This is a genomic window from Rhizobium sp. RU20A, from assembly GCF_900155885.1.
In the GTDB taxonomy this organism is placed as follows: Bacteria; Pseudomonadota; Alphaproteobacteria; order Rhizobiales; family Rhizobiaceae; genus RU20A.
This window is the reverse complement of record NZ_FTMB01000002.1, coordinates 281,601-306,237: the sequence shown is the minus strand read 5'-3', so window position 1 is coordinate 306,237 and position 24,637 is coordinate 281,601. Positions and strand designations below refer to the sequence as shown.

Annotated in this window: 28 protein-coding genes; 17 read left to right on the top strand and 11 right to left on the bottom strand. The window is 63.9% G+C overall.

Annotation, left to right across the window (positions count from 1 at the left end):
• Positions 1-94 precede the first annotated feature (94 nt).
• Positions 95-730, bottom strand: coding sequence for a YitT family protein (locus F3H41_RS10100; protein WP_149738548.1), 636 nt, complete (start codon positions 728-730; stop codon positions 95-97).
• A gap of 213 nt (positions 731-943) precedes the next feature.
• On the bottom strand, positions 944-1,879 hold the full coding sequence (locus F3H41_RS10095; protein ID WP_149738547.1) for a methyltransferase domain-containing protein: 936 nt from the start codon (positions 1,877-1,879) through the stop codon (positions 944-946).
• Between the two features lie 229 nt (positions 1,880-2,108).
• Here F3H41_RS10095 and F3H41_RS10090 point away from each other — a divergent pair, with 229 nt between their 5' ends.
• The 3 genes from F3H41_RS10090 to F3H41_RS10080 all read left to right on the top strand — a co-directional run bounded on the left by F3H41_RS10090 (position 2,109) and on the right by F3H41_RS10080 (position 4,362).
• Entirely contained in the window at positions 2,109-2,375 is a 267-nt protein-coding gene (locus tag F3H41_RS10090) for a DUF6460 domain-containing protein (RefSeq protein ID WP_149738546.1), read from the top strand.
• Complete coding sequence (locus tag F3H41_RS10085) at positions 2,372-2,905, top strand: CAP domain-containing protein (protein WP_149738545.1); 534 nt, start codon at positions 2,372-2,374, stop codon at positions 2,903-2,905. Before F3H41_RS10090 ends, F3H41_RS10085 begins: the two co-directional genes overlap by 4 nt.
• 119 nt (positions 2,906-3,024) lie before the next feature.
• A complete protein-coding gene (locus F3H41_RS10080; protein ID WP_149738544.1) occupies positions 3,025-4,362 on the top strand; it encodes an MATE family efflux transporter in 1,338 nt (445 codons plus the stop codon).
• 16 nt (positions 4,363-4,378) lie between these two features.
• On the opposite strand, the gene F3H41_RS10075 is transcribed toward F3H41_RS10080, so the two are convergent.
• Positions 4,379-5,467, bottom strand: coding sequence for a quinone-dependent dihydroorotate dehydrogenase (locus F3H41_RS10075; protein WP_149738543.1), 1,089 nt, complete (start codon positions 5,465-5,467; stop codon positions 4,379-4,381).
• Positions 5,464-5,811, bottom strand: a complete 348-nt coding sequence (locus F3H41_RS10070) for a DUF952 domain-containing protein (protein ID WP_149738542.1) — start codon at positions 5,809-5,811, stop codon at positions 5,464-5,466. Before F3H41_RS10070 ends, F3H41_RS10075 begins: the two co-directional genes overlap by 4 nt.
• Positions 5,812-5,969: 158 nt before the next feature.
• On the opposite strand from F3H41_RS10070, the gene F3H41_RS10065 reads away from it, so the two are divergent.
• Complete coding sequence (locus F3H41_RS10065) at positions 5,970-6,380, top strand: hypothetical protein (protein WP_244616160.1); 411 nt, start codon at positions 5,970-5,972, stop codon at positions 6,378-6,380.
• Positions 6,381-6,462: 82 nt separating this feature from the next.
• Complete coding sequence (locus F3H41_RS10060) at positions 6,463-7,110, top strand: response regulator transcription factor (RefSeq protein ID WP_149738540.1); 648 nt, start codon at positions 6,463-6,465, stop codon at positions 7,108-7,110.
• A 150-nt stretch (positions 7,111-7,260) separates the two neighbouring features.
• Here F3H41_RS10060 and F3H41_RS10055 read toward each other — a convergent pair whose 3' ends face one another.
• The 3 genes from F3H41_RS10055 to F3H41_RS10045 all read right to left on the bottom strand — a co-directional run bounded on the left by F3H41_RS10055 (position 7,261) and on the right by F3H41_RS10045 (position 11,696).
• Positions 7,261-10,770 carry a NahK/ErcS family hybrid sensor histidine kinase/response regulator gene (locus F3H41_RS10055; protein WP_149738539.1) on the bottom strand — a complete coding sequence of 1,170 codons (3,510 nt, stop codon included), beginning with the start codon at positions 10,768-10,770 and terminating at the stop codon, positions 7,261-7,263.
• A gap of 154 nt (positions 10,771-10,924) precedes the next feature.
• A complete protein-coding gene (gene bfr, locus F3H41_RS10050) occupies positions 10,925-11,416 on the bottom strand; it encodes a bacterioferritin (RefSeq protein WP_149738538.1) in 492 nt (163 codons plus the stop codon).
• A complete protein-coding gene (locus F3H41_RS10045) occupies positions 11,382-11,696 on the bottom strand; it encodes a (2Fe-2S)-binding protein (RefSeq protein WP_149738629.1) in 315 nt (104 codons plus the stop codon). Before F3H41_RS10045 ends, bfr begins: the two co-directional genes overlap by 35 nt.
• A gap of 262 nt (positions 11,697-11,958) precedes the next feature.
• On the opposite strand from F3H41_RS10045, the gene F3H41_RS10040 reads away from it, so the two are divergent.
• On the top strand, positions 11,959-12,711 hold the full coding sequence (locus tag F3H41_RS10040; RefSeq protein ID WP_244616159.1) for a DUF2189 domain-containing protein: 753 nt from the start codon (positions 11,959-11,961) through the stop codon (positions 12,709-12,711).
• Positions 12,712-12,835: 124 nt separating this feature from the next.
• Positions 12,836-13,279, top strand: coding sequence for a metallopeptidase family protein (locus F3H41_RS10035; RefSeq protein WP_149738536.1), 444 nt, complete (start codon positions 12,836-12,838; stop codon positions 13,277-13,279).
• Between the two features lie 84 nt (positions 13,280-13,363).
• Here the strand turns inward: F3H41_RS10035 and F3H41_RS10030 are convergent, their stop codons facing one another.
• Positions 13,364-13,570, bottom strand: coding sequence for a DUF1737 domain-containing protein (locus tag F3H41_RS10030; protein WP_149738535.1), 207 nt, complete (start codon positions 13,568-13,570; stop codon positions 13,364-13,366).
• 61 nt (positions 13,571-13,631) lie between these two features.
• Positions 13,632-14,558 carry a CoA ester lyase gene (locus F3H41_RS10025; protein WP_149738534.1) on the bottom strand — a complete coding sequence of 309 codons (927 nt, stop codon included), beginning with the start codon at positions 14,556-14,558 and terminating at the stop codon, positions 13,632-13,634.
• 180 nt (positions 14,559-14,738) lie between these two features.
• Between F3H41_RS10025 and F3H41_RS10020 the strand changes: the two genes are divergently transcribed.
• From F3H41_RS10020 to F3H41_RS09980, 9 genes are all read left to right on the top strand, one after another.
• Positions 14,739-14,987: a hypothetical protein gene (locus F3H41_RS10020; protein ID WP_149738533.1), complete on the top strand. Its 249-nt coding sequence runs from the start codon at positions 14,739-14,741 to the stop codon at positions 14,985-14,987.
• A 123-nt stretch (positions 14,988-15,110) separates the two neighbouring features.
• Positions 15,111-15,716 (top strand): 3-isopropylmalate dehydratase small subunit, encoded by a 606-nt coding sequence (gene leuD, locus F3H41_RS10015; RefSeq protein ID WP_149738532.1) that lies wholly within the window; start codon positions 15,111-15,113, stop codon positions 15,714-15,716.
• Positions 15,717-15,887: 171 nt separating this feature from the next.
• Positions 15,888-16,319 carry a large conductance mechanosensitive channel protein MscL gene (gene mscL, locus F3H41_RS10010; RefSeq protein WP_149738531.1) on the top strand — a complete coding sequence of 144 codons (432 nt, stop codon included), beginning with the start codon at positions 15,888-15,890 and terminating at the stop codon, positions 16,317-16,319.
• 159 nt (positions 16,320-16,478) lie between these two features.
• Complete coding sequence (locus F3H41_RS10005) at positions 16,479-17,660, top strand: pyridoxal phosphate-dependent aminotransferase (RefSeq protein WP_149738530.1); 1,182 nt, start codon at positions 16,479-16,481, stop codon at positions 17,658-17,660.
• A gap of 159 nt (positions 17,661-17,819) precedes the next feature.
• On the top strand, positions 17,820-18,854 hold the full coding sequence (gene galE, locus F3H41_RS10000; protein WP_149738529.1) for a UDP-glucose 4-epimerase GalE: 1,035 nt from the start codon (positions 17,820-17,822) through the stop codon (positions 18,852-18,854).
• Between the two features lie 159 nt (positions 18,855-19,013).
• On the top strand, positions 19,014-19,787 hold the full coding sequence (rfbF, locus tag F3H41_RS09995; protein ID WP_149738528.1) for a glucose-1-phosphate cytidylyltransferase: 774 nt from the start codon (positions 19,014-19,016) through the stop codon (positions 19,785-19,787).
• 4 nt (positions 19,788-19,791) lie between these two features.
• Positions 19,792-20,877, top strand: coding sequence for a CDP-glucose 4,6-dehydratase (gene rfbG, locus F3H41_RS09990; RefSeq protein WP_149738527.1), 1,086 nt, complete (start codon positions 19,792-19,794; stop codon positions 20,875-20,877).
• Positions 20,877-21,443, top strand: a complete 567-nt coding sequence (locus F3H41_RS09985; protein ID WP_149738526.1) for a dTDP-4-dehydrorhamnose 3,5-epimerase family protein — start codon at positions 20,877-20,879, stop codon at positions 21,441-21,443. Before rfbG ends, F3H41_RS09985 begins: the two co-directional genes overlap by 1 nt.
• An 82-nt stretch (positions 21,444-21,525) precedes the next feature.
• Positions 21,526-21,714, top strand: a complete 189-nt coding sequence (locus F3H41_RS09980; protein WP_149738525.1) for a hypothetical protein — start codon at positions 21,526-21,528, stop codon at positions 21,712-21,714.
• Between the two features lie 45 nt (positions 21,715-21,759).
• Here F3H41_RS09980 and F3H41_RS09975 read toward each other — a convergent pair whose 3' ends face one another.
• Together F3H41_RS09975 and F3H41_RS09970 are read right to left on the bottom strand one after the other, a co-directional pair.
• Complete coding sequence (locus tag F3H41_RS09975) at positions 21,760-22,422, bottom strand: HAD-IA family hydrolase (protein WP_149738524.1); 663 nt, start codon at positions 22,420-22,422, stop codon at positions 21,760-21,762.
• Between the two features lie 152 nt (positions 22,423-22,574).
• Entirely contained in the window at positions 22,575-22,895 is a 321-nt protein-coding gene (locus tag F3H41_RS09970) for a chorismate mutase family protein (RefSeq protein ID WP_149738523.1), read from the bottom strand.
• A gap of 250 nt (positions 22,896-23,145) precedes the next feature.
• Here F3H41_RS09970 and F3H41_RS09965 point away from each other — a divergent pair, with 250 nt between their 5' ends.
• Entirely contained in the window at positions 23,146-24,357 is a 1,212-nt protein-coding gene (locus F3H41_RS09965) for a glycosyltransferase (RefSeq protein ID WP_149738522.1), read from the top strand.
• Positions 24,358-24,637: the final 280 nt, after the last annotated feature.

The following is a 24,637-nucleotide window of genomic DNA, read 5'->3' as shown; positions in this document are numbered from 1 at the left end:
GCTGTTCCCGTTTCGGCGCCGTCCGGGCGGCGCATCTTTGACACTATCGCACAGACGGGCCAAAACAAGGCGGAACGTGGTCTGGCGTCGCCCTTCAGAGGGCGACGTAGCGATCCGAGCGGTGATTGATGGCGATGAAGAGGTTGAGCACCACGGCGCCCAGCACCGAATAGATCACGGTGGTCGGCGGGGTGATGAGGAAGGCGGCGGCCAGCACGCCCATGTCGATCGTCAACTGCACGAGGCCGGCGCGGATGCCGAAGCGCTCCTGCATCCAGACGCCGAGAATGCCGACGCCGCCGAGGCTGGCGCGGTGTCGATAGAGCGCGAGAAGCCCGTAGCCGAGCAGAAGGCCGCCCGAGAGCGCGCCCCAGGCCGGGTTCATGCCCGAAATGGTGAAGAACTGCGTCTGGACGTTGGAGATCACGGCGGTAAGGCCGATCGCGATGAAGGTCTTGATGGTGAAGGCGGGGCCGAGCTGACGCCAGGAGAGGTAGAAGAAGGGAACGTTGAGGAGGAAGAAGGCGAGGCCGAAATTCACGCCCAGCGCATAATGCAGCAGGAAGGCGATGCCGGCCGTACTGCCGGTCAGAAGCCCGGCGCTGGCAAGAAGGTAGAGGCCGAGGGCGGCCACCAGGCTGCCGGTGAAAATGCCCTGCACATCTTCCACCGGCGTGTGGCGCGTCGCGCTGCTGTTCCAGAAACCGAGACTGTTCATCAACTGCGTCATGGCTGCAAATCTCCCACGGGAAACGGTCCGCGCGGACATCGGGCCGGCGGGCGACGGTGATCTGTAAAGGAAGGTATCTGTGAAATGAGGATATGAGCGGGTGCCCATCATCCCCTATGTGCCAGAAGTATCAGCGATTTAGAGTGGTCCGGCAAGGGAAATATGTAAGCAATGCTGACCTAATTGAAAATCGCAAGATTGCGTCTGGCGTCGTCAGCGCTGCGCAACAAACAGAATACCCGGTACCGTTTCGGCGCCATCTTTGCGAAGGGTGGTTTTCTCCACCGCCAGCAGGGTCATCCCGGCGCGCTTCACCAGACCCCGCACATAGATCTCTGAATGGGCAAAGCGCAGCGATGGCCTGAGCACCACATCGCCATTCCCACCCGCATCCTCCACCGAAAAGGCGAAGATGCCGGCAGGCGCGAGGAGCCGGGTGATGATCGCAAAGACCGGATCGAGCGCCCCGATATACATCAGAACATCGGCTGCCGCCGCGAGATCGGCGCGCCGTTCGCTGCAGTCGGCGGCAAACACGCCGCACGCCTCCGGTGCCAGCGACAGGTCTGCCTCGCCCAGCCGGTCATAGAGCCCCTTGGCCTCTGCTTTCGCCAGCATGCCCGCGGAGAGATCATAGCCTTCGAGACGATCGACTTGGGCGCGAAGTTCCGCGCCCAGAAGGCCCGTGCCGCAGCCGAGATCGACGGCGTGCGCAAAGCGGCGGTTGCCGGTCGCGGCAAGCAACAGCGCCGTCAGCGTCTGCGGCACGCTGTAGCCGAGACGCTCCACCAGCGCCGCATCGAAGCGCTCGGCATAATCGTCGAAGAGCCGGCCGACATAGGCGCTCGGCGCCTGCCGGGTCTTCTGCGCTCCGGACAGAAGCGCGATCTTCAGCGAGGCCCCGAAAATATCCTCGGGCACAAGATCAAGCGCCGCGCGATAGGCGGCGACAGCTTCCGAAACCAGCCCCGCCTTTTCCCGGTACTCCCCCAGCCGGAACCAGCCCGCCGCCCAGCCGTGCACGATCTCCAGCGCCTGCTCCATCAGCTCGGCCGCGCCGGCAAACTCGCCGCTTTCCGCCAGCATGCGGGCATAATCGGCCCGGCGGTCGGCGAGAAGATCACCGGAGGACAACTGGTGGGTGGACATGGGCAAGATCCCGAAGCGTGTGCGGATGGCCGTCCTGTGACGCCATTGCCGGGGAAAGGCAAGGCCGCGCGACATTCCGGCAGCTCCCATTTTCAAAGACTGGCGCGCCTCCATAGTTTCGCCGCCTTGCCGGTGTCATCCCGCATCCTTATGTGTGCCGCGAGAATGAGACGCGGCGGCGTGGCCTAAGGGCTGCGCGGGCACGCGGGTGCAACAGGAGATGATCGGCATGGCCGAAGGGTTGAACAGATTTCTGGGCGATACGCCCGGCCGCGTGATCATCAAGCTGATCGTGGTCTCGATCATCGTCGGCTTCGTCATGGCCGTCTTCCACGTGAACCCGGCCGACATCCTCTTCACCATCCGCGATTTCGTGCTCGATCTCTGGCACACCGGCTTTGCCGCGCTGGGACGTGTGGGGGATTACCTGATCCTGGGCGGTGTCATCGTCATTCCCGCCTTCATCATCCTGCGCCTTCTGAGCTGGCGCCGATGAGCCGGGTTGTTCATGCCCCGGTCCGCACGACCGGTCTTCAGGCCGACGCCAACCCCTCCCGCCGCCTGCTTCTCGGCGGCGCGGCGGCCTTCACGCTCGCGACCATCGCCGGATGCGCCTCGCGCCCGAAGGCACCGCCGGCCGCGGGGGCCGACCAGACCGCAACGGTCCTGCCGCTGATCAACGACCTGCGCGCCAAAAAGGGTCTCTCGCCGCTCGCCTACGATCCGGCGGCTGCAAAGGCCGCCGAAGGGCAGGCGATCCGTATGGCCGAGGCGCGCAAGATGGCGCATCTAATCGGCCTTACCGACACCTTCCTCGGCCGTATGAAGGGCGCGGATGTGCGCCTGCCGGCAGCTGAAAACATCGCGGCGGGACAGCAGAGCCCTGAGGCCGCCTATCAGGCCTGGGTCGACTCCCCCAAACACCTCGAGAACATGCTCGGTCCCTACCGCGGCCTTGGCGTGGCGGTGGCAAAAACGGGCGAAGGCCGGCCCTACTGGGCGATGGTTCTCTCCAACGCCGGCTGAACCGCCATTGGGTGGGGAAACAGAGCCAGGCGACCCTCTTTGTCGGAACCGGCTCTTTCCCGGCCATCCCTGCGCCTATATGAATTTTCCGTGATGACAATGCGGAAAGGGCGTGCGAGATGGTGGCGAGCGAGCGCGCAGACGAGGCCGGGCCCTTTGAGGTCACCGATCGCCTGATCTTCTCCATCGCCGTGCCGATGACGCTCGCCTTCCTGACGACGCCGCTGCTCGGCCTCGTCGATACGGCCGTTGTCGGCCGCCTCGGCAGCGCAGCGCTGATCGCCGGCCTTGCGGTCGGAGCGGTGCTCTTCGATCTTCTCTTCTCCACTTTCAACTTCCTGCGCGCTGCCACCACCGGTCTCGTCGCGCAGGCGCTCGGCGCCGGTGACCGGCGCGCCGAACAGGCGACCTTCTGGCGCGCGCTTGTCAGCGCCCTCTGTCTGGGGACGGTGATGCTCGCCCTTTCGCCGCTGCTGCTCGCCGCCGGACTCTGGCTGATGGCGCCGGAACCGGCCGTGGCAGAGGCGACGCGCGACTATTTCGGCTGGCGCATCCTCTCGGCCCCCCTCGCCCTCGCCAACTATGCCATCCTCGGCTATGTGCTCGGCCGTGGTCAGGCCGGTCTCGGCCTCTTCCTGCAGATCCTCATCAACGGCATCAATATTGTTGGATCCATCGGCCTCGGGCTTGTCGCCGGCTGGGGTGTCGCCGGCGTCGCGGCCGGCACGGTGGCCGGTGAAACGGTGGGTGCCCTGGTCGGCTTCCTGCTCGTCATCAGGCGCTTCGACCGCAGCTTTGCTCCGTCCGTGGCCGATCTTCTCGACCGCAAGCGCCTCGCGGAACTCTTCGCGCTCAACCGCGACATCATGATCCGCTCCTTCGTGCTGCTGGCCACCTTCACGCTGATGACGCGCATCGGCGCGGGCATGGGGGCGCTGACGCTCGCCGCCAATGCCGTGCTGATGACGCTCTTCATGGTCGTCGGTTTCGGCCTTGATGGTTTTGCCAATGCCGCCGAGCAGATCGTCGGGCGTGCCGTCGGCGCACGCTTTCGTCCGGCCTTCGATGCGGCGCTGAAGCGCATCGCGCTCTGGTCCTTCGGTCTTGCCGTGGTGATGGGCGCGCTCTTCCTTGTCTTCGGCAGTGCGCTGATCGACCTTTTGACCACGGTCGCGGACGTGCGCGCCGAAGCGCACACCTATCTGCCCTGGGTGGCGCTGACGGCGGTGACCGGGGCGCTCGCCTTCCTCATGGACGGGGTGTTCATCGGCGCCACATGGTCGCGCGACATGCGCAACATGATGCTCCTGTCCTTCCTCGTTTTCGCGGGGTCGGCGTTGGCGCTGGTGCCGGTTCTCGGCAATCACGGCCTGTGGGCCGCGCTCAACCTCTTCCTGCTGATGCGCGGCGTGCTGTTGATCGCTCGCGTGCCCGCCCGCAGCGCCGAGAGTTTCTGAAAGCCCGTGCGGGTGCTCAGATCGGCTGCGCGGCCCAGTGCTCGACGCGGCTGTCCCGGATGTCGCGGATCGAGGACAGGCTCTCGCGGGTGCAAAGCTCGGACAGGCCCTTGACGATCCGGCCGGGCAGGGAAGGGCCGCCGTAGACCATCATCGAATAGAGCTGCACCAGATCGGCGCCCGCGCGGATCTTCTCCGCCGCCGTTTCCGCAGAGCCGACCCCGCCGACGCCGACGATGACCGTTTCCGGCCCCAGCAACTGGCGCATGCGGGCAAGAACCGCCGTCGAGCGGGCAAAGAGCGGCTTGCCGGAGAGGCCACCGGCCTCGCCGGCACGGGTGCGATCGGTCAGTCCATCGCGCGACAGCGTCGTGTTGGAGACGATCACGCCGTCAAGCCGCTGCGCGATCACCTCCGCCGCGATATCGTCGATCCCCTCTTCGGTAAGGTCGGGCGCAATCTTCAGGAAGACCGGCACGCGGCGTCCGGTCTTCGTCGCCTCGTCGTTGCGGACCGCCAGCACGGCGCTGAGCAGAGCCGCGAGGCTTTCGCGCGCCTGCAGGTCGCGAAGGCCCGGCGTATTGGGCGAGGAGATATTGGCGGTAAAATAGCGCGCAACAGGATAGAAGAGGCGAATGCCGGCCACGTAATCGGCAACGCGGTCGACGCTGTCCTTGTTGGCGCCGATATTGACGCCGATCAGCGCCGCGCGGTCGCAGGCGACCAGCCGCTCGAAGGCCGCGGCGTGGCCTTCATTGTTGAAGCCGAGCCGGTTGATCACGGCCTCGTCGTTCACGAGGCGGAAGATCCGCGGCTTGTCGTTGCCGGCCTGCGCACGCGGCGTCACGGTGCCGATCTCGGTGAAGCCGAAGCCGAGCTTCAACAACGCCTCCGGCACCTCTGCATTCTTGTCGTATCCGGCAGCCATGCCGAGCGGATTGGGGAAGGTGAGGCCGGCGAGCGTCTGTGCCAGGCGCGGGTCGGCAGGCGCCGCGCAGGCGGGCACCAGTCCGGTCTTGAGCGCCCGGATCGAGGCACCATGGGCGGTTTCCGGATCGAGCAGGAAGAGGCCGCTGCGGGCGAGACGTTCGAAGGCGCCGATCATGCGTCAAGCTCCGGAAAGATGTGTACGCCATCCGCCCCGAGCGGCAGCGGCTTTACCCAGACGGCTTCGGCCGGATCGAGGCTGGCGTAGAGATGGGGAAAGAGCGCACCGCCGCGCGAGGCCTCATAGACCAGCGCCGAACCGAAGCGCGCGCCGTCAAAGGCGGCGAGCAGCAAGCCCTCCTGTCCGGCAAAATGCCGGGCGGCGGTTTCGCGCGCCTGCTCTGCCGTCGAGAAGTGTATGAAGCGATCCGCAAGATCGACCGGCGCACCTTTGAAAATACCCCTGGCCATGGCATCCTGCCAAAGATTGGTCGGAACGATCTTGTAGATCAATGTACCCATGTCATCCGTCTTTGCGCGCACTATGTGTATCGTTATTGGACGCTTGCCTTAACGCGGATGGAAAGTCCACCTTCGGTGAAGCGTTGCTCTCGTTTTCAACCCTCAGAAAGGCAAACGCCATGAGGAAACTGATCGCCCCCGCGCTGCCGTCCGCCTTTATGCTGTCTGCCCTCATTCTGTCTGGCGCCTCCGGCGCCCTGGCCGAGGAGATCGGCCGCTACCAGATGCAGAAGACGGAGACGGGCGTTGCCCGCCTCGACACGCAGACCGGCGAGATGACGCTGTGCCGCGAGCAGGCCGGCGAGCTCATCTGCCGTATGGGCGCCGATGAGCGCCGCGCCTTCGAAGACGAGCTGGACCGCCTTTCGGCGCGGATCGATGCGCTGGAAAAAACCGTAAGCGGCGGCGAAACGAGCCTCAATCGCCGCCTGCCGAGCAACGAGGAGATTGACCAGACCATGAGCATCATGGAAAGAATGATGCGACGGTTCATGGCGATCGTGAAGGATCTGAATGCGGAAGAGGCTCAGCCCCCGGGTGGTGCCCAGCCGACGCCTGACAAGACCTGATCCGCCGCCGTCATGAGCGTCCCGCCGGAGCGATTGGAGGATTGCCCGGCCAAGAAGACGCGCCAAGGGAGGGACGGGTTGTATGACGGACGGACTGACCATCATCATCGCGGATGACCATCCGCTGTTTCGTGGTGCCATGCGACAGGCGATTTCGGGGCTCGATGGCCAGCCGACGGTCATCGAGGCCGGTGATTTTGCCGCCGCCCGGCAGGCGGCCGAGGACAATCCCGCTGCCGATCTCCTGCTTCTCGATCTCACCATGCCCGGCGTCAGCGGCCTTTCCGGCCTGATCGCGCTGCGGGCGGAGTTTCCGAGCCTGCCGGTGATGATCGTCTCGGCCCATGACGAGCCTGCCACGATCGGCCGCGCGCTGGACCTCGGCGCGGCCGGCTTCCTTTCAAAATCCTCCGGCATCGACGATATCCGCACCGGGATCGAGACGGTTATCGCCGGGAACATCTTTACGCCGAAGGGCTTCGAGCGCGGTATGGAGCACGAGCCGGAGGTCGCCGATCTCCTGCACCGCCTCCAGACGCTGACACCGCAGCAGTCGCGCGTGCTGAGCATGCTCGGGGAGGGGCTGCTCAACAAGCAGATCGCCTACGAACTCGGCGTTTCCGAAGCCACCATCAAGGCCCACGTTTCCGCCATCCTCCTGAAGCTCAACGTCGACAGCCGCACCCAGGCGGTGATCCAGCTCGGCAAGATCGGCGCGGTCGCGGCGTAGTCAGGCGCCATGTTGCGGGGCTGTCCTTTGGCGACCTGAAGAACGCTCCCTCACCCCGCCGGCCTTCTCCCTCGGGGAAAAGGTGCCCGAAGGGCGGATGAGGGGGCTTGCCCGCCATACGTCGCCGCACGCCATCGCCTGACAGCCACGTCACTCCGCCGCTGTCCGCAAGCTGATCGATAGCTGCGTCAGCCAGGCCCGGAGCGCTGCCGGCTTCACCGGCTTGTTCTGCAAGGCAATTCCATCACGCTCGGCTGTCGCACGCACCTCCGGCGAGCGGTCGGCGGTGACCAGCAACGCCGGCAGGCCCGCCCCGAAGGCGTTGCGGGCAGCAGAGACAGCATCGATGCCGGTGCCATCGTCGAGATGGTAGTCCGCAATGATGGCGTCCGGCGCGGCCGGCAGGGAGGCGGTCAGCGTCGCCAATGCGCCGAGGCTATCGGCGGTCAGCACCTCGCAGCCCCAGCCGCCGAGCAGCACCCGCATGCCGTCGAGAATCTGCGGCTCATTGTCGACGCAGAGAACCTTCAACCCCTTCAGCGGTTCGGAGACCGGCCGGATCGGCTGCGCCGTGCGGGCCGTTGCAGCGAGCGCCGGCGCCTTGGCGATGGGAATGGAGACCCGGAACAGCGTTCCGCGCCCCTGCTCGGACCGCAGTTCCACAGGATGATGCAGCACGCGGGAGATGCGATCGACGATCGACAGGCCGAGGCCGAGGCCTGAGGCCGTGCGAGCGCCCTCGTCGAGACGGGCGAACTCCTTGAAGACCGTGCGGAATTTCGAGGCGGGAATGCCGATGCCGGTGTCGAAGACCTGGATGACGGCCTTTTCGCCCTGCCGCTTCACGCCGACCAGAACACGGCCGGAAGGCGTGTATTTGATCGCGTTGGAGACGAGGTTCTGCACCAGGCGGCGCAAAAGGTTCGGATCGGTGCGCACGCTGAGCGAACTTGGCAGCACGACAAGCGCCAGGCCCTGCGCACGGGCGACCGGCGCAAAATCGGTCTCGATGCGCTTGAGGAAATCGTCGAGCGCGACGGTCTGCAAGCGCGGCTTCATCGCGCCCGTGTCCAAACGGGAAATGTCGAGCACGGCGCCGAGAATGGCCTCCACCGATTCCAGCGAGGAATCGATGTTGCGCACCAGCGTGCTGTTGTCGCTTTCCCCGAGCCGCTCCACCAGCGAGGAGGAATAGAGCCGTGCCGCGTTAAGCGGCTGGAGGATATCGTGGCCGGCGGCGGCGAAGAAGCGCGTCTTGCCGATATTGGCCTCTTCCGCCGCGGCACGCGCTTCGGCAAGCTCGGTATTGACGCGCGTGAGCTCGCCAGTGCGCTCGGCCACACGTTGCTCAAGCGTCTCGTTGGCCTGCTTGAGGGCCTGATCGGCCGCCATGCGCTGGGTAATGTCGGTATAGGTCGTGACGATGCCCTTGTCGGGCATGGCGTTGGTGCGCACTTCCACGATGCGGGCGCCGCCGGCAAGCGTCAGCAGGAAAGGCTTGTCGAGGGTGAGGAAGGTCGCGATCACCGCCTTCTCGTCGCCCGGCGCGATATCGCCGCGCCGCGCCAGCATGGCCACGATATCGGCCAGGGGAAAGCCGACCTGTCCCGCCGCTTCCGGCAGGTCCAGCAGTTGCCGGAAACGCCGGTTCCAGATGATCAGATTGTTGGAACTGTCGAAGACGGCAATGCCCTGTTCCATCTGCGAGAGCGCGGTCTGCAGCATATCCTGATTGTATTGCAGCGCTTCCGAGGCCTGGTCGAGCAGCCAAGCCGTGTCGGAGGAGGGGTCGTCCATGCGCTGCAAGACCAGCGAAAGAACGAGTCGCGCAGACGAGGAGCCGATCGCGCTGCCGAGCAGCTGTTCGGAAAAGTGGATCAGCGCCATGTCGGCCGCGCCATTGTCGTCGAGCCAGCGGCCGCTCTGTCGCTCGTAGCTGTGGAAGGAGCGCAGCATGCGTTCCTCGCCGAGATAGCGCGCGATGGTGGCCTTGAGGTCGCCGACGGTGACCTTTGTCTTGCGTCCGCGGAAGGCGCGCTCCGTTCGTGAGCGGCGCGTGATGAAGACGCCGGCCTGTAGGCGCTCCAGGGGCTTCGGCGCCCGCGTCAGCGAGCCCAGCACATAGGCAATCCCGTTGGCGATCAGGCTGAGCACGGTGGCGCTGACGAGCGGGTCAAGGCCGGTCGCCTGTCCTTCCGCCGTGAAGGGGAAGAGGAAATGCAGGACCTTACCCGCAACCCATGAGTAGTCGGGTCCCCCAAGGCTCGGCAGGAACAGCAGATAGGCCCAGACGAGAAAGCCGATGGACATGCCGAGAATGGCGCCGCGGGCATTGGCCTGCCGCCAGACGAGGCCGCCAAACAGCGACGGCGCCATTTGCGCCACCGCGGCGAAGGAGAGCAGCCCGATCGACGCGAGGCCGCCCGTCATGTCCGCTGTGCGATAATAGGCATAGCCGAGCAACAGCACGATGAAGATCGCGCCGCGGCGGATGTTGAGCAGCGTGGAGGCGAGGTTTTCCTGGCCCGTGCTGCCGCGTCGCATCAGGTTGCGGCGCAGGAAAATCGGCATGACGATATCGTTGGACACCATGATCGACAGTGCCACGGACGCGACGATGACCATGGCGGTGGCGGCCGAAAAGCCGCCGATGAAGGTGGCAAGCGTGATCAGCGGCTCATTGGCCGCCATCGGCAGCCGCAGGAGATAAAGATCGACGTCGCCGGACCCGCCAAAGGTCAAAATGCCTGCCAGCGCCACCGGCAGCACGAAAAGATTGATGCCGACGAGGTAGAGGGGGAAGAGTACGGCGGCCGTCTTCAACTCCCGCTCGTTGCGATTCTCGACGACGGTGACGTGGAACTGTCGCGGCAGGAGGATGATGGCGAAGGCGGAAAGAACGATCAGCAGCAGCCAGCGGGAGATCGGCGTCTCATAGGTCAGCGCGGACATGGCCAGCGGGCTTTCGGCCGCCTTCTGCCAGAGATCGGAGGGCCCATCGAAGATGACGAAGAGGATATAGAGCCCGGCCGTCAGGAAGGCGATGAGCTTGATGACCGATTCCATGGCGATGGCGAGGATCAGCCCGTCCTGGTGCTCCGTCGCATCCGTGTGGCGCGTGCCGAAGACAATGGCGAAGCAGGCGAGGAAAAGCGTGACGAGCAGCGGCAGATCCATCGCCATTATGCCCGCGCCGAGGCCATAGCCCGTCGTATCGACCATGGCTTCCACCGAACTCGAAACGGCTTTCAGCTGCAGGGCAATGTAGGGAATGGCGCCGACCAGAGAAATCAGGGCCACGATCGCGGCCACCGCCGGGTTCTTGCCGTAACGGGCGGCGATGAAGTCGGCAATCGAGGTGATCCGCTCGGACTTGGCGAGCCGCACGATGCGGCGGATCACCGGCAGGCCGATCGTGAACATGAGGATCGGACCGATATAGATCGCCGTGAATTCGAACCCCCGCTCGGCCGCCAGCCCCACGCCGCCGAAATAGGTCCAGGAGGTGCAGTAGATCGCGAGGCTGAGCGCATAGACGATCGGCCGGCCGCGACCCGCCGCCGCCGTGCTGCGGGCACGCCGGTCGCCATAGCTCGCCACCGCAAACAAGAGCAGCAGATAGCCGACGGCGCAGCCGAAGATCACCGACCCAGACAGCATGCCTCCTCCTTCCTCCCGTGGAGAGCATAGGCCAAAGCCGCGGGAGAGAGAATTGCCCTTCGCTACGCCTTAAGTTCTATGCAGACGGTCAAGGCAATAAAAAAAGGCGGAGCAGCCAGGCTGCACCGCCTTCGCACCAAAAGGGGCGTTTTGTTTATTCGGATTCGGCTTCGTTGGCCGGCGCTGCATTCAACTGGCCGTACTTCGATTCGCCGATCTTGCCGAGAAGTTCGAGCTGGGTTTCGAGGAAGTCGATGTGACCTTCCTCATCGATCAGCAGTTCTTCGAAGAGCTTCATCGTGACGTAGTCGCCGGCATCGTGACAGATGTCGCGGGACTTCTTGTAGGCCGTGCGGGCGTCGTATTCGCCGGCGAGGTCGGCTTCCAGCACTTCCTTCACCGTCTGGCCGATGCGCAGCGGCGCAACCGTCTGAAGGTTCGGGTGACCCTCAAGGAAGATGATGCGGGAAATCAGCTTGTCGGCGTGCTGCATTTCCTCGATCGACTCGGCGCGCTCCTTGGCGGCCAGCTTGGCATAGCCCCAGTCATCGAGAAGACGGTAATGCAGCCAGTACTGGTTGACGGCACCAAGCTCGAGGAACAGGGCCTCGTTAAGCTGCTCGATGACTTTTTTGTCGCCTTTCACGGTCGGCTCTCCTTTGATCGTCATGGAACTGTTTCAGACGGCTCATGAAATCGAAGATTTCCGCTTCCGTCGCGTTACGGCGGGTAGCATGATAATCTTCGGTTGTCTGAATAATAATGTCGATGACGTTCGGAAAGCAACCACAGCAGCGGCCGCGCTTTTCCATGGCATGGTAGACCTTGGCCGGGACGATCAGCTGCCAACAGTCCTCATCGAGGAGGGCGTTGATCGTATCAACGATCTCCTGTTTCGTGATGAAATTGCAGCTGCAAACCAGCATGGCGAGATCTTCCCGGTCGACCTTTGCGTTCGTCATCTATGCTAAAGCGGAGAATGAATGTCAAGATAACCCTGTGTGCGTTGCCGCTTTCCCTCCCGCTGTATGCCTCCACTATTTTTTCAAGCGTTTGACGGCTGTTAAGGACGTCGCCGGCAACTGCGGCATAATGGCACTTCAGGACAGGACGGCGGGGAGGGTCGGAATGGACGAGAGTGCAAAGGCAGGCCTGCGCAAACGGGGGCTTGAGGCGGTCTTTCCGGGCATGCCCGACGTCAGGGCTGTGACGGCCGCGGATATCGGCAGCGCGCTTGCCGCCGGCCTTGCCGATTTTCGCCGGGCGCCGGCCTTCGGCCTGTTCTTCGGGGCCGTCTATGCGATGGGCGGTCTGATCATCGCGCTGTCCCTGGCGCTCTGGCATGTGCCCTGGCTCATCTATCCCTGCGCCATCGGCTTTCCGCTCATTGGCCCCTTCATCGCCGTCGGTCTTTACGAGGTCAGTCGCCGGCTGGAGCGTGGCGAGACGCTTTCCTGGCCCGGCGTGCTAGGCTTCGTCTGGGCGCAGCGCCGGCGCGAACTGGGCTGGATGGCCTTCGTCATGCTCTTCATCTTCTGGGTCTGGATGTATCAGATCCGCCTGCTGATCGCGCTCGTGCTCGGGCGCCTGTCCTTTTCCACCCTGCCAAAATTCGTCGACATCGTGCTGACGACCCCGGAGGGCTGGCTGTTTCTCGTGCTCGGCCACATCGTCGGGGCGGTGCTGGCGCTCATCCTTTTTTCGCTCACCGTCGTCTCCGTGCCGCTGCTGATGGAGCGCGATCTCGACATCGTCACCGCCATGGCCACCAGCGTGCGGGCTGTTCTGGCAAGTCCGGTGCCCATGCTCGGCTGGGGTGTCGTCGTCACGCTGCTGGTACTCGCCGGCGCGGCCAGTGCCTTCATCGGCCTCGTCGTCGTGCTGCCCGTGCTTGGCCACGCCACCTGGCATCTTTACCGCGCGATCATCCCGCCGGCCTGAGCGCAACGGCGCTGGGAGGGGCCGCCGCGTCGTTAAGGCAAAACCGAGAAACCGGGCCTGCCCGGCATTCCCGTCTCGAAATCCGCCGTGGGCTCCGCTATATGGGGGCTGACAAGGAGACCCCATGGCACGGATAGACCAGACCGACGACTGGCGCGAAAAGCAGGCACCGACCCTCGATACCTTCGAGACCCTGGCATTGGAGGCCTATGGCCACCTGCCGGAGGAATTTCGCGCGCTCGCCAGCGATCTGATCATCGAAGTTGCCGATTTCCCGACGGACGAAGTCTTCGAGGACATGGCGCTGGAAACGCCCTTCGACCTGCTCGGCCTTTTCGAAGGCCGCGGCATCGGCGAGCGTTTCACCATGGAAACCGGCCAGTTCCCCAACCGCATCACCCTCTATCGCCGCGCCATCATCGACTACTGGGCCGAGCACGAGGAAACGCTGGGCGACATCATCACCCACGTCCTCATCCACGAGATCGGCCACCATTTCGGCCTGTCGGACGACGACATGGAGCGCATCGAAGCGAGCGTCGAGCACGTGGGGCCGTCGGGCGGCTGAAAGACACGGCTGGACGACACGCGCGTTTGGACACGCGCAGGCAGGGCGGGGACGAGCCAATCGTGCACGCCCGCCAGCGCGTTCTCAATGCTCCGACAGCTTCGTCTCCGGCGTGTACTCCTTGCCCGGCACGTCCTTCACGACGGCCTGCCCGCACATCATCAGACGCGTCTCGGCATTGTAGGCGTAGGTCGGCGAGCCGTGGAGGTCCCAGCCCTTGTTGAGGGCGGCCGTGACCTTGTGGCAGAAGGTGGCGTCGTCCTGAGCGGTCAGCAGGCGGTAGAGTTTCATCGCAGTTTGCCTTTCACTTGTGTTGTCCGACGCCAGGCATGGCCGGCGTGCGGAAGAAGGATCAGATGACATCGGGATCGCGCGTGCGCGCCGCGATGGCCGCCACGCGCGCCAGGAGACGTTCGGCCTCGACGAGATGCAGCCGCTCCACCATGCGTCCATCGACGGTGATGACGGCGCGATCTTCATTGCCCGGCAGGGCAAAGGCCGCAACGATCGCCTCAGCCGCCTGGCGTTCGGCAGCGTTGACGCCGAAGGCGGCATTGGCGGGACCGATTTGGGCCGGGTGGATGAGCATCTTGCCGTCAAAGCCCATGGCGCGGCCCTGCTCGCATTCGGCCACAAGCCCCGCCGCGTCGCGAAAATCGTTGAAGACAGCGTCGATAATGTCGAGCCCGGCCGCGCGGGCCGCCAGGAGAATCTGCATGAGCCATGGAACGAGATAGGTGCGCCCCGGCATGGCCGGCACACCGGTCTCCTTGCGCAGGTCGTTCAGCCCGGGCACGAGGCAATCGAGCCGCGCGCCGCGCGTGCGTCCCGCCTCCGCGGTGGCGGCGACATTCAGCACGCCTTGCGGCGTCTCGATCATCGCCCACAGGCGGATATCGTCGCCATCTTCCATCTCGGCCAGGAGATCGGCGGCGAGCGCGATGTCGCCTGGGCCGGAAACTTTCGGCAGCAGGATGGCGTCGGGTTTCAGCGGCGCGATCGCCATCAGATCCCGTCGCCCGGTCTCTTCATGGAGGGAATTGATCCGCACGATCCGCTCGAAGGGGCGCTCCGCCCCGTCCGACAGATGCGCCACCAACATGGCCCGCGCCTGGGCTTTCGCTTCCGGCAGCACCGCATCCTCAAGGTCGTAGATCACCGCGTCTATGGGAAGCGTCGTTGTTTTTGCCAGCGCACGGGCATTGTCGGCCGGAAGGCACAGAACGGAACGGCGCAGCCGCACGGGATGACGCGGGTGCGTTGCGGCGGGTGAGAGCATGGGCGGTCTCCTCCGATGAATGGGTCGCCGCGGCACCGATCGCGATCACGGATCCGCGAGCGCCGCGAATTCGGTTGTCTTGCCCGCCTTCTGCCACTTTCGCAAGGGACTGTCGGCCTTGCAAAGAAGACGACGCGTTCCCAAATGAAGTACCGAAGGTCCGGAAGGAGGGCCTTGCTGATGAAGACGATCCGTTCCGTATTGCTGACTGCCATTGCCGCCGCTGTTGGGCTCGTAGCTCTGGTGTTTACCGCCTCGCTGGGCCTCATGCTGGCCGCGCTGATGTCGGTTGTTCTGGTCGGCGCCACGCTGGCCAATCGCCTGCAGCCGCGCCCCGTGCGCGCTCGCGCGACGGCAGACGCCCGCTCCGGCCAGCGCCAGCCGCTGCGCGTATGGAACGACGGTCGCGGCACGATCATCGACATGTAATCCTGTTGCGGACTGCAAGGCGGCGCATGTGACGCAGGAAGGGCAATTTTGCCCTTCATTTCCGGGCGATTTTGCACTAGAGCGTCACGCCAGAAACGCAGTCGCAACGTAAAGGCCTGCCCCATGGACAAGTTCGTGAAGCTCACCGGCGTCGCCGCGCCCCTCCCGGTCGTCAATATCGACACGGACATGATCATTCCGAAGGACTACCTTAAGACGATCAAGCGCACCGGCCTCGGCACCGGCCTCTTCGCCGAAGCCCGCTACAAGGAAGATGGCTCGCTGAACGAAGAGTTCGTGCTCAACAAGCCGGCCTACCAGAATGCAAAAATTCTCGTTGCCGGTGACAATTTCGGCTGCGGCTCCTCGCGCGAGCATGCGCCGTGGGCGCTTCTCGACTTCGGTATCCGTTGCGTCATCTCCACCAGCTTTGCCGATATCTTCTACAACAACTGTTTCAAGAACGGCATTCTGCCGATCGTCGTGAGCCCGGAGAACCTCGACAAGCTGATGGACGATGCCAGCCGCGGCTCCAATGCCATCCTCACGGTCGATCTGGAAACCCAGGAAATCACCGGGCCGGACGGCGGCAAGATCAGCTTCGAGATCGACGCCTTCAAGCGCCACTGCCTGCTGAACGGCCTCGACGACATCGGCCTGACGCTAGAAAAGGTCACCGCGATCGACAGCTTCGAAAAGTCCAACGCGGCCTCGCGCCCCTGGGCCTGATCGTCCCGGGCCGTCCTCCGCTATCTGATTGTTCGCGAAAACCGGCTCCCTGGGGCCGGTTTTCCGTTTCGGGTGGCTGTGAAATCCTCTTTCCTTTGTCGCTTCCTGCTTTAATTTGACACGCGGGGGCGCGTGTCACGCGCCGGTTTGCAGTCAGGAAGCGGGGAAGCCATGCTCAACGAATTCAAGGCCTTTATCGCGCGCGGCAACGTGCTCGATCTCGCCGTCGGTATCATCATCGGCGGCGCCTTCACACTCATCGTCAATTCGATGGTCAACGACATCATCATGCCCGTGATCGGCGCCATCACCGGCGGTCTCGACTTTTCCAACTTTTTCTTTGCTCTGTCCGACAAGGTCACGGCCAATTCGCTGGAAGAGGCCCGCAAGCAGGGCGCCGTTTTTGCCTATGGCAACTTCATCACCGTCGTCATCAACTTCCTCATCCTCGCCTGGATCATTTTCCTGCTGGTGAAGGCCGTGAACCGCATGCGCGCCACGCTGGAGCACGAGAAGAAGACCGAGGCGACGCCGCCGGCCCCGCCGCCGGAAGACATCCTGTTGCTGACGGAAATCCGCGACCTGCTGAAGCAGCGCGGCTGATTTCGCCGGCATCGTCCTTTTCAAGACCCCGGATCGCCTCGCGACCGGGGTCTTTTGCATCAACGAAATCAATCCATGCCTCAAGGAAAGGCGCGTGATCCCCTGCGGAAATCCGGTTAAAAGCACCTGAAGACCGTTGTTGACCGGAGACGCCAGGGCATGACCACCGCCACCACCGCACCGCTCGCCGCCATCAGTCCGCGGGCCCTTTCGGCGCCGGAAAGCGGGATCGTCGAAGTGGTCAATTATGCCCGTGGCCGTGAGGGACTCATCCCGCTCTGGGTTGGCGAGGGCGATCTGCCGACGCCGGATTTCATCTCCGCCGCTGCCGCCACCGCCCTTCGGGCCGGCGAGACCTTCTACACCTGGCAGCGCGGCATCCCAGGCCTGCGCGAGGCGCTGTCGCGCTACTATGCACGCCGTTTCGGGCACGTGCTTTCTCCCGAGCATTTCTACGTCACCGGTTCCGGCATGCAGGCCATCAAGCTCGCCATCGAGGCGATCTCCTCGGTCGGCGATGAACTTGTGCTGCTGACGCCCGCCTGGCCGAATTTCGCAGCCGCCGCCGATCTTTCCGGCGTGCGTCCCGTCTGCGTTCCGCTCGCCTTCGAGAATGGCGCCTGGCGTCTCGATCTCAACCGTCTCGAAGCGGCGATCACGCCGAAGACGAAGGCCCTCTTCATCAACACGCCCTCCAACCCGACCGGCTGGACGGCAACGCCTCAGGATCTCGTCGCCATTCTCGACATTGCCCGCCGCCGGGGCGTCTGGATCATCGCCGACGAGATCTATGCGCTCTACTATTACCACGGCGCCCGCGCGCCCTCCTTCCTCGACGTCATGCAGCCGGGCGACCGCATCCTCTTCGTCAATTCCTTTTCCAAGAACTGGGCGATGACCGGCTGGCGCGTCGGCTGGGTGGTGGCCCCGCCGGAAACCGGACAGGTCTTCGAAAATCTCATCCAGTATTCCACCTCGGGCGTGGCGCAATTCATGCAGCAGGGCGCGGTCGCCGCACTCGATGACGGCGATGCCTTCGTCGATGCCGGGGTTGCCCGTGCCCGCAAGGCCCGTGACATTCTCTGCGATGCGCTGATCTCCACCAATCGGGTGGAAACGCTGAAACCCGATGGGGCCATCTACGCCTTCCTCAAGATCGATGGCGTCACCGATGCCCGACAGGCGGCGATCGACATCGTCGACAAGACCGGCGTCGGCCTTGCGCCCGGCACGGCCTTCGGCGAGGGCGGAGGTCTCTTCATGCGAGCCTGCTTCCTGCGCGACCTCAAGGACGTGCGTGAGGCAGCAAGCCGTCTGGTGGACTATATCGCGGCCCGCTGAGGCCGCGCCGATTCCGGTCGCCAGCCCTCGTCGTCCGTAGCAATGTCTTTACCAAAGACGCTAAAAGGCCCTGCTTTTCCGGCTCCCGAGGGGCCGCGAAAGGAATTCCTGAACCGATCTGCGCTTTGATGTCTCCCAAGAGAATTAAGGGAGAAAGTCATGGCTGTTCTGGTCACAGGCGGCGCAGGCTATATTGGAAGTCACATGGTCTGGGCTCTCGTCGATCGCGGCGAGGAGGTTGTGGTGGTCGACAATCTGTCGAGCGGTTACCGCTGGGCCGTCGCGCCGGCTGCGATATTCTACGAGGGCGATGTCGCTGACGAAGCATTGATCGCCGACATTCTGCTGGCCCACGAGATCGATGTGATCGTGCATTTTGCCGGATCGAAGGTCGTGCCCGAATCGGTCGCCGACCCGCTCGCCTATTACGACAACAATACTGGCCGCACCCGCGCATTGCTCACGAGCGCCGTGCGTGCCGGCGTCCCGCATTTCGTGTTCTCGTCCACCGCCGCCGTCTATGGCGCTGTCGATACGGGACATCTGGTGCGCGAAACCGATCCGCTGACACCGCAAAGCCCCTATGGCTGCTCCAAGTTGATGAGCGAACTGATCCTGCGCGACTGTGCCTACGCCTATGGGCTGAATTTCGTGGCGCTGCGCTATTTCAATGTCGCCGGTGCCGATCCGCTGGGCCGCACCGGTCAGTCCTCCCCGGATTTCCCCCATCTCATCAAGGCGGCCTGCCAGGCCGCGCTCGGCATCCTTCCCCATGTCAGCGTATTTGGCACCGATTACCCGACCCATGACGGCACCGGCGTGCGCGACTACATCCACATCGCCGATCTCGTCGAGGCGCACTTGAAGGCGATCGACCATCTGCGCGATGGCGGGGAGTCGATGGTGGCCAATTGCGGCTACGGCGAGGGCTATTCGGTTCTCGACGTCCTCAACGCCGTGACCCGCGTCCACGGCCGCCGTTTCGATATCCGCTACGAAGGCCGGCGTGCCGGCGATCCAGCAGCGCTCGTTGCCGACCCCACCGTCGCGCGCCGCCGCCTTGGCTGGGAGCCGCGCTTCGACAATCTCGAGGATATCGTCGAAAGCGCGCTGCGCTGGGAGCGGGCACTGCTGCGCCGCAGCACCTATGCCCGGGAAACCGCCCGCTCGCTCGCCCGCCTCCATCCGGCCTGAGCTCGGTAAGCTTCTGGTGAAATAACGGGCCAACCGCTCCAGTTTGACAACAGTTTCACCCGCTATCGTCCCTCAAACAGTGACGATAGCTGGGCGAACCATGGCTTGTGATCCGATCATCCACCGGGACGGACGCGCCGCATTTTGCGGGGGGCGCCCATGAAAGCCGTCATTCTGGCCGGCGGCCTCGGCTCGCGACTGGCCGAGGAAACGCATCTGCGCCCCAAGCCCATGGTGGAGATCGGGGGGCGGCCGATCCTCTGGCACATCATGAAGATCTATTATTCCCACGGCATCCGCGATTTCGTGATCTGCTGCGGATTCAAGGGTTATGTGATCAAGGAATACTTCGCAAATTACGGCCTGCACATGTCGGACATCACGTTCGATCTCGCGGAAAACCGCATGGTCTTCCACCGCCAGAGCGCCGAGAACTGGCGCGTGACGCTGGTGGACACCGGCGAGGGCTCGCTGACGGGCGAGCGCCTGCGGCGCGTGAAGGACTATCTGAAGGACGAGGACGCCTTCTGCTTCACCTATGGTGACGGCGTCAGCAGCGTCGATGTCAGCGCCACCATCGCCTTCCACCGCAGCCACGGCAAGCTGGCGACCGTGACCGCCGTGCGCCCGCCGGCCCGCTACGGCGCGCTGCAGCTCGATGGCGCCCAGGTGCAGGGCTTCATCGAAAAGCCGGAAGGCGAGGGCGGCCTCATCAATGGCGGCTTCTTTGTGCTGTCGCCGAAGGTGATCGACCGCATCATCGAAGCCGACAATATGAGCTTCGAGGGCGAGCCCCTCACGGGCCTCGCCGCCGAGGGCGAACTGATGGCCTACATCCATCATGGCTTCTGGCTGCCGATGGATACGCTGAGAGACAAGAACCAATTGGAAACATTGTGGCAGAACGGCAATCCGCCGTGGAAGAGCTGGTGATCGGATGAACGAAGAATTCTGGAGCGGCAAACGCGTGCTGCTGACCGGGCACACCGGCTTTAAGGGCAGCTGGCTGAAGCTCTGGCTGGAAGAGCTGGGTGCCGAGGTCCATGGCCTTGCGCTTGCACCGCGCACCGAGCCGGCCCTCCACAGCCTGCTCGGCCATGGTGCCGAGGGAGACGATATCATCGACATTCGCGATCGCGTCGCGGTCACCAACCGTGTCGTTTCGGTCAAGCCGGACATCGTCTTCCATCTCGCCGCCCAGGCGCTGGTGCGCGCCTCCTACCGCGACCCGGTCGGCACCTATGAGGTCAATGTCAGCGGCACCGTGAACCTGCTCGACGCTCTGCGCCTTCTGCCGGACCTGATGGCCGTGGTGGTGGTGACGACCGACAAGGTTTACCACAATCCCGAATCCGGCCTCGCCTTCATGGAAAGCGATCCGCTCGGCGGGCACGATCCCTACAGCGCCAGCAAGGCGGCTGCGGAGATCGTCGCGGCGAGCTACCGCACCTCCTTCTTCTCCGGCCGCAGCGTCGGTATCGCAACGGCCCGCGCCGGCAACGTCATTGGTGGCGGTGACTGGGCGGAAGACCGGCTCATTCCCGATGCCGTGCGCGCCTGGACGCGCGGCGAGGTGCTGCAGGTGCGCCGGCCGCGCGCCGTACGCCCCTGGCAGCACGTGCTGGAGCCGCTCGGCGGCTATATCGACCTTGCCGAGCGTCTTGCAGGCGCGCCGGGTGCGGCAGAGGCCTATAATTTCGGCCCCGACCATGCCGAATCCGCCTCGGTCGGCGCGGTGCTCAAGGTCGCGCAGAAGCATTTCGGCAGCGGCGAGATGGCCTTTGGCGATGGCATGGACGGGCCGCACGAGGCCGGCTACCTCGTGCTTGACTCCGCCCGCGCCAAGGCCGATCTCGGCTATCGTCCCCGCTGGGGCCTCAGCGAAACGGTGGCCCGAACCATGAAGTGGTACAAGGCGCTTGATGCCGGCGGCATCGCCCGTGACCTGTGCCTCGGCGATATCAGGGACTTCGCCAGCGGTGAACGGGCTGCACCTGGCCGGATGTTCGCAAAGGCCGGCTGATGTCCCTGCGCTTCTCCCCCCTTCCGACCCCGATCGACGGTCTCCATCTTCTGGAGCGCCGCCGCATCGGCGACGAGCGGGGGTTCTTTGCGCGCCTCTTCTGTGCCGAGGATCTCGCGCCCTTCGGATGGGACGGCGCGGCTGTGCAGATCAACGAGAGCCTGACGCGTATTCCCGGTACGGTACGCGGCCTGCACTATCAGAACCCGCCCTTTGCAGAGCACAAGCTGGTCACCTGCGTGGCCGGCCGCGTCCTCGATGTTGCAGTCGATATCCGTAAGGGTTCACCGACATTTCTTCAGAGTTTTGCGACCGAGCTGAGTGCCGAGAACGGCCGTTCGCTGCTGGTGCCGCGTGGCTTCGCCCATGGCTTCCAGGCGCTGACGGCAGACGTCCATCTCGTCTATGCCGTCTCCACCCCATACTCCGCCGAGCACGAGGCTGCGCTGCACTGCCTCGACCCGGCCATCGGTATCGATTGGCCGCTGCCGGTCGTCAATCTTTCGCCGCGCGACAGCGGCCACGCCTTCATCACGCAGACTTTCGAGGGAGTGGCGCTGCAATAAGACGGTCGCGCCAGCCATCCCTGATCCTTGCAGAGCGCCAGGGGGGCGCCCTGCCGAACCGCAGCCCGAAAGGGGTAGCACCATGGACCTGAAACCGAATAGCCAGCACACGGGCTTTATCTTCCAGCGGCTTGGCTGGGAAACCGACCCGCGCGCGCCACGCGTCGCCACCGTCCTGCCCGCGCCGTCCGACGAAGCCGCGAGTGTGCCTATCCCGACCATCGAGATCACGCTGACCACGAAGGCGGCGAAGAGCGAGTCGGAAAAGTAAGCGAAAACGACGGATTGCTGTTGTGGCCGGCGCCGACGCTGGCCCTCAGGGGACGCGCACGACCTGCAGTCGCCCATCGTCCGCCGGCAGCATGGCGACACCGCGGTAGTCGGCAATTTTCGGACCCGTCGTCTCCACATGGGCGCGATGCGCACCCGTGATCAGCATGACGTCGGCGCCGGCGCTGAGCCCGGCTCGCATGCCAGCCGGGGCATCTTCGAACACCAGGCAATTGGCCGCGGAAAAGCCGAGGCGCTGGGCGCCAAGCTGGAAGCAATCCGGGAAGGGCTTGCCATTGGCGACGTCGGAGGCGCCGATGATGACCTTCGGCAGCGGCAGTCCGGCCGCTTCCACGCGGCGCTTCGCCAGCGGCATTTCCGCCGAGGTGACGATCGCCCAGCGATCAGACGGCAGCGACGAGAGGAAGTCGACCGCACCCGGCAACGCCGTGATGCCGTCCATGTCCTCCATCTCTTCCTCGAACATCTGCCGCGCCACGGCCTCGCAATCGGTCCCCTCGGGCGCGAAGCGACGGATATTGTCGATGGCCCTGACGCCATGGATCACCGAGAGCACGTAGAGCGGATCATGGCCATAGGTCACCGCCAGTTTCGACCAGATGCGCTCCACCACCGGCAGTGAATCGAGGATCGTCCCATCCATGTCGAAGAGATAGGCATCATGCGTGCGGGAGAAGAACGGCTTCATGGGAAGGGCCTGGCTTGGAGGGCAGGAAGGAAACGGCCGGAGCCGCCGGATTTGTCCTGTCCTTAAACATATTCCGGCGGCGCTTGAAAGTTATTTTCAGGAAATTCTGACAATTGTCAGACGGCGTGGCACAGAGGCCGTCCCGACCGGCATCACCGCGCGCTGCCGTTCTCGTCCTTTTCGCCAAGAATGGCCTTCTCATGAGCAATCGACTGCGCGATCAATTGGCGCCAGATTGCCTGGTAGAATTCGGGCTCGAGCCCCGCGGCAACGGCGTTGCGCCCGGCATTGGCGACCACCTCCTCGACGCGCTCGGGGATGTCGGCCTTCAGCCCCTGCGGCCCTTTGATCTCGGCGGCGCGACCGATATAGCCCCAGCGCTCGGCAAACAGCGCCATCAGCGCCCGATCGATCCGGTCGATCTCCAGGCGGATATCCGCCATGGTCTGGCAGTTCTCAGCCGTCTTTCCCATGCGCCTCGTCTCACTCTTCAGGCCCGCCTGACGGCGCTTCCCTCACATAGGGTGCCGCCTTTCGGTCGTCCATGCCAACGGCACGGCTCATAACAAGCCCGCCCGCCGATGAAAAGCCGACGAAGCGCCGCGCCGCGCGCCGCGGTGGGCCGCCTCGTCGCAAAACACGCTCGCCTTCGCCATCGTTGGCCACCCGGGGGCAAGCCTCGCGCAACCGCCCCCGACTAGGGTGCGGCAAACGGAGAAGACCATGACCGCCACGCCGACGCTGACCATCTGCGTTCCCTCGCGCAACCGTCAATACACGTTCAAGGAAACGATCCGCAGCCTCGTCATGAGCCCGCGCCTCGACGTGCACTTCGTCTTCGCCGACAATTCCGACGATCCGTCGATCATGAACGACTTCATGAAAGACGTCATCGGTGACCCGCGGGTCACCTACCTGCCGACGGACGACCGCATCCACCCGATGAGCGGCAACTGGGAACGCTGCGTGGAAGCCGCCCGCGGCGACTTCATCTGCGTCATCGGCGATGATGATTATGTGGATCCGGACGTGGCCGGGCTGATCAGTGATCTGTGCGCGAAGGAGAAGGACGTCGATGTCGTCGTGTGGGGTCGGTTGAGTTTCAACTGGCCGGACAATCGCTTCGCGCCATGCAGCGTGGCCGTTCCACTTGGAACCAAGGTCTTCGAAGTTCCGAGGGTGCACCTCTTTGAGGAGTTCTTCGGCTGGAAGGTGCATGATGCGACGCCGAATTGCCCCTTTTCCATCTATCACGGCGCGGTGTCGCGTCGCGCGATGGAGGCCAACAAGCGGCGATTTGGCGGGCGTCATTTCGGTCACATCACCGTCGATTTCGAGACGAGCTGCAAGCTCGTCGTGAATGCGCGTCGCTTCTTTTATGTCGAGCGACCTTTTTCCGTACTTGGGGCCTGTTTTGCCAGCAATTCGGGTGGCGTTGGCAACCCGGAAGAGCTCAAGCGCCGGCACGCGAATGCGATGGCCGAGCTTGGCCGCAACATCGACGAAGACCCCTATATGAAGAATTTCCCCTTTGGCTGCATTCTCGGCGTGGCTGCAGCGGTCGGTCAGGTCCAGGAATGGTTTTGCACAACGTTCGGCATCAAGAGACCGAAGGGCTGGGAAGCGAATTTTGCCGACGCCTGTGCCTTGGATTGCAATCGATCGGGCAGCCAACAGGCCTTCGATCTTATCGTCGAGGGTTACTTGCGGGGCCTGCGCCTGTGGAAGGGGGGGGAATATGTGAAATATTTCAACCCGGTATTCAAGGAACGTTCTGCAGGCCTGGTGTATTTCGGGATGAATGAAAAAAATCTTCATATCGACGAAAATGTCGCAGATGTTCAAACGCCAGCAGAGCTTTATCGCATCGTCAGTCAAGTCATGGTCCCGATTGCTGAGCTGAAGAAAACAAATTCGAAAAAGAAGGTGGCATAGACAGCACAAGGATAATTCCTCTTTGGTGCGCTGTTCGAAATCATCGGATCTGAACGGTCTTGGAAGTCTCCTCATGCGAAGCGTGAAACGTCATCGCCCAGTCTCAAATCGTCAACAGCGGCGGACTGAAATATAACTAGAGCACGTCCAGCAAAACTGCGTTAGCGGTTTTGCGTCCGGACTGCGTAAAAGCAAATAGATAGAGCATTTGAGATGCTCCCGTTTTCACCGGAAATGCTCTAGCGCCATTTAGTGCCACAAATCTCAAATATTTCTGTAA

Coding starts and splice junctions, on each gene's coding strand:
- F3H41_RS10060 (WP_149738540.1), top strand. CDS start 6,463: ATGACGGACGGACTGACCATCATCATCGCGGATGACCATCCGCTGTTT.
- F3H41_RS10065 (WP_244616160.1), top strand. CDS start 5,970: ATGCTGTCTGCCCTCATTCTGTCTGGCGCCTCCGGCGCCCTGGCCGAG.
- F3H41_RS09985 (WP_149738526.1), top strand. CDS start 20,877: ATGTCCCTGCGCTTCTCCCCCCTTCCGACCCCGATCGACGGTCTCCAT.
- leuD (WP_149738532.1), top strand. CDS start 15,111: ATGGACAAGTTCGTGAAGCTCACCGGCGTCGCCGCGCCCCTCCCGGTC.
- F3H41_RS10090 (WP_149738546.1), top strand. CDS start 2,109: ATGGCCGAAGGGTTGAACAGATTTCTGGGCGATACGCCCGGCCGCGTG.
- F3H41_RS10045 (WP_149738629.1), bottom strand. CDS start 11,696: ATGCTGGTTTGCAGCTGCAATTTCATCACGAAACAGGAGATCGTTGAT.
- F3H41_RS09965 (WP_149738522.1), top strand. CDS start 23,146: ATGACCGCCACGCCGACGCTGACCATCTGCGTTCCCTCGCGCAACCGT.
- F3H41_RS10085 (WP_149738545.1), top strand. CDS start 2,372: ATGAGCCGGGTTGTTCATGCCCCGGTCCGCACGACCGGTCTTCAGGCC.
- F3H41_RS10055 (WP_149738539.1), bottom strand. CDS start 10,770: ATGCTGTCTGGGTCGGTGATCTTCGGCTGCGCCGTCGGCTATCTGCTG.
- mscL (WP_149738531.1), top strand. CDS start 15,888: ATGCTCAACGAATTCAAGGCCTTTATCGCGCGCGGCAACGTGCTCGAT.
- F3H41_RS10070 (WP_149738542.1), bottom strand. CDS start 5,811: ATGGGTACATTGATCTACAAGATCGTTCCGACCAATCTTTGGCAGGAT.
- galE (WP_149738529.1), top strand. CDS start 17,820: ATGGCTGTTCTGGTCACAGGCGGCGCAGGCTATATTGGAAGTCACATG.
- F3H41_RS10075 (WP_149738543.1), bottom strand. CDS start 5,467: ATGATCGGCGCCTTCGAACGTCTCGCCCGCAGCGGCCTCTTCCTGCTC.
- F3H41_RS09980 (WP_149738525.1), top strand. CDS start 21,526: ATGGACCTGAAACCGAATAGCCAGCACACGGGCTTTATCTTCCAGCGG.
- rfbF (WP_149738528.1), top strand. CDS start 19,014: ATGAAAGCCGTCATTCTGGCCGGCGGCCTCGGCTCGCGACTGGCCGAG.
- F3H41_RS10025 (WP_149738534.1), bottom strand. CDS start 14,558: ATGCTCTCACCCGCCGCAACGCACCCGCGTCATCCCGTGCGGCTGCGC.
- F3H41_RS10005 (WP_149738530.1), top strand. CDS start 16,479: ATGACCACCGCCACCACCGCACCGCTCGCCGCCATCAGTCCGCGGGCC.
- F3H41_RS10040 (WP_244616159.1), top strand. CDS start 11,959: ATGCCCGACGTCAGGGCTGTGACGGCCGCGGATATCGGCAGCGCGCTT.
- F3H41_RS09975 (WP_149738524.1), bottom strand. CDS start 22,422: ATGAAGCCGTTCTTCTCCCGCACGCATGATGCCTATCTCTTCGACATG.
- F3H41_RS10020 (WP_149738533.1), top strand. CDS start 14,739: ATGAAGACGATCCGTTCCGTATTGCTGACTGCCATTGCCGCCGCTGTT.
- F3H41_RS10100 (WP_149738548.1), bottom strand. CDS start 730: ATGACGCAGTTGATGAACAGTCTCGGTTTCTGGAACAGCAGCGCGACG.
- F3H41_RS10035 (WP_149738536.1), top strand. CDS start 12,836: ATGGCACGGATAGACCAGACCGACGACTGGCGCGAAAAGCAGGCACCG.
- F3H41_RS10080 (WP_149738544.1), top strand. CDS start 3,025: ATGGTGGCGAGCGAGCGCGCAGACGAGGCCGGGCCCTTTGAGGTCACC.
- F3H41_RS09970 (WP_149738523.1), bottom strand. CDS start 22,895: ATGGGAAAGACGGCTGAGAACTGCCAGACCATGGCGGATATCCGCCTG.
- rfbG (WP_149738527.1), top strand. CDS start 19,792: ATGAACGAAGAATTCTGGAGCGGCAAACGCGTGCTGCTGACCGGGCAC.
- F3H41_RS10095 (WP_149738547.1), bottom strand. CDS start 1,879: ATGTCCACCCACCAGTTGTCCTCCGGTGATCTTCTCGCCGACCGCCGG.
- F3H41_RS10030 (WP_149738535.1), bottom strand. CDS start 13,570: ATGAAACTCTACCGCCTGCTGACCGCTCAGGACGACGCCACCTTCTGC.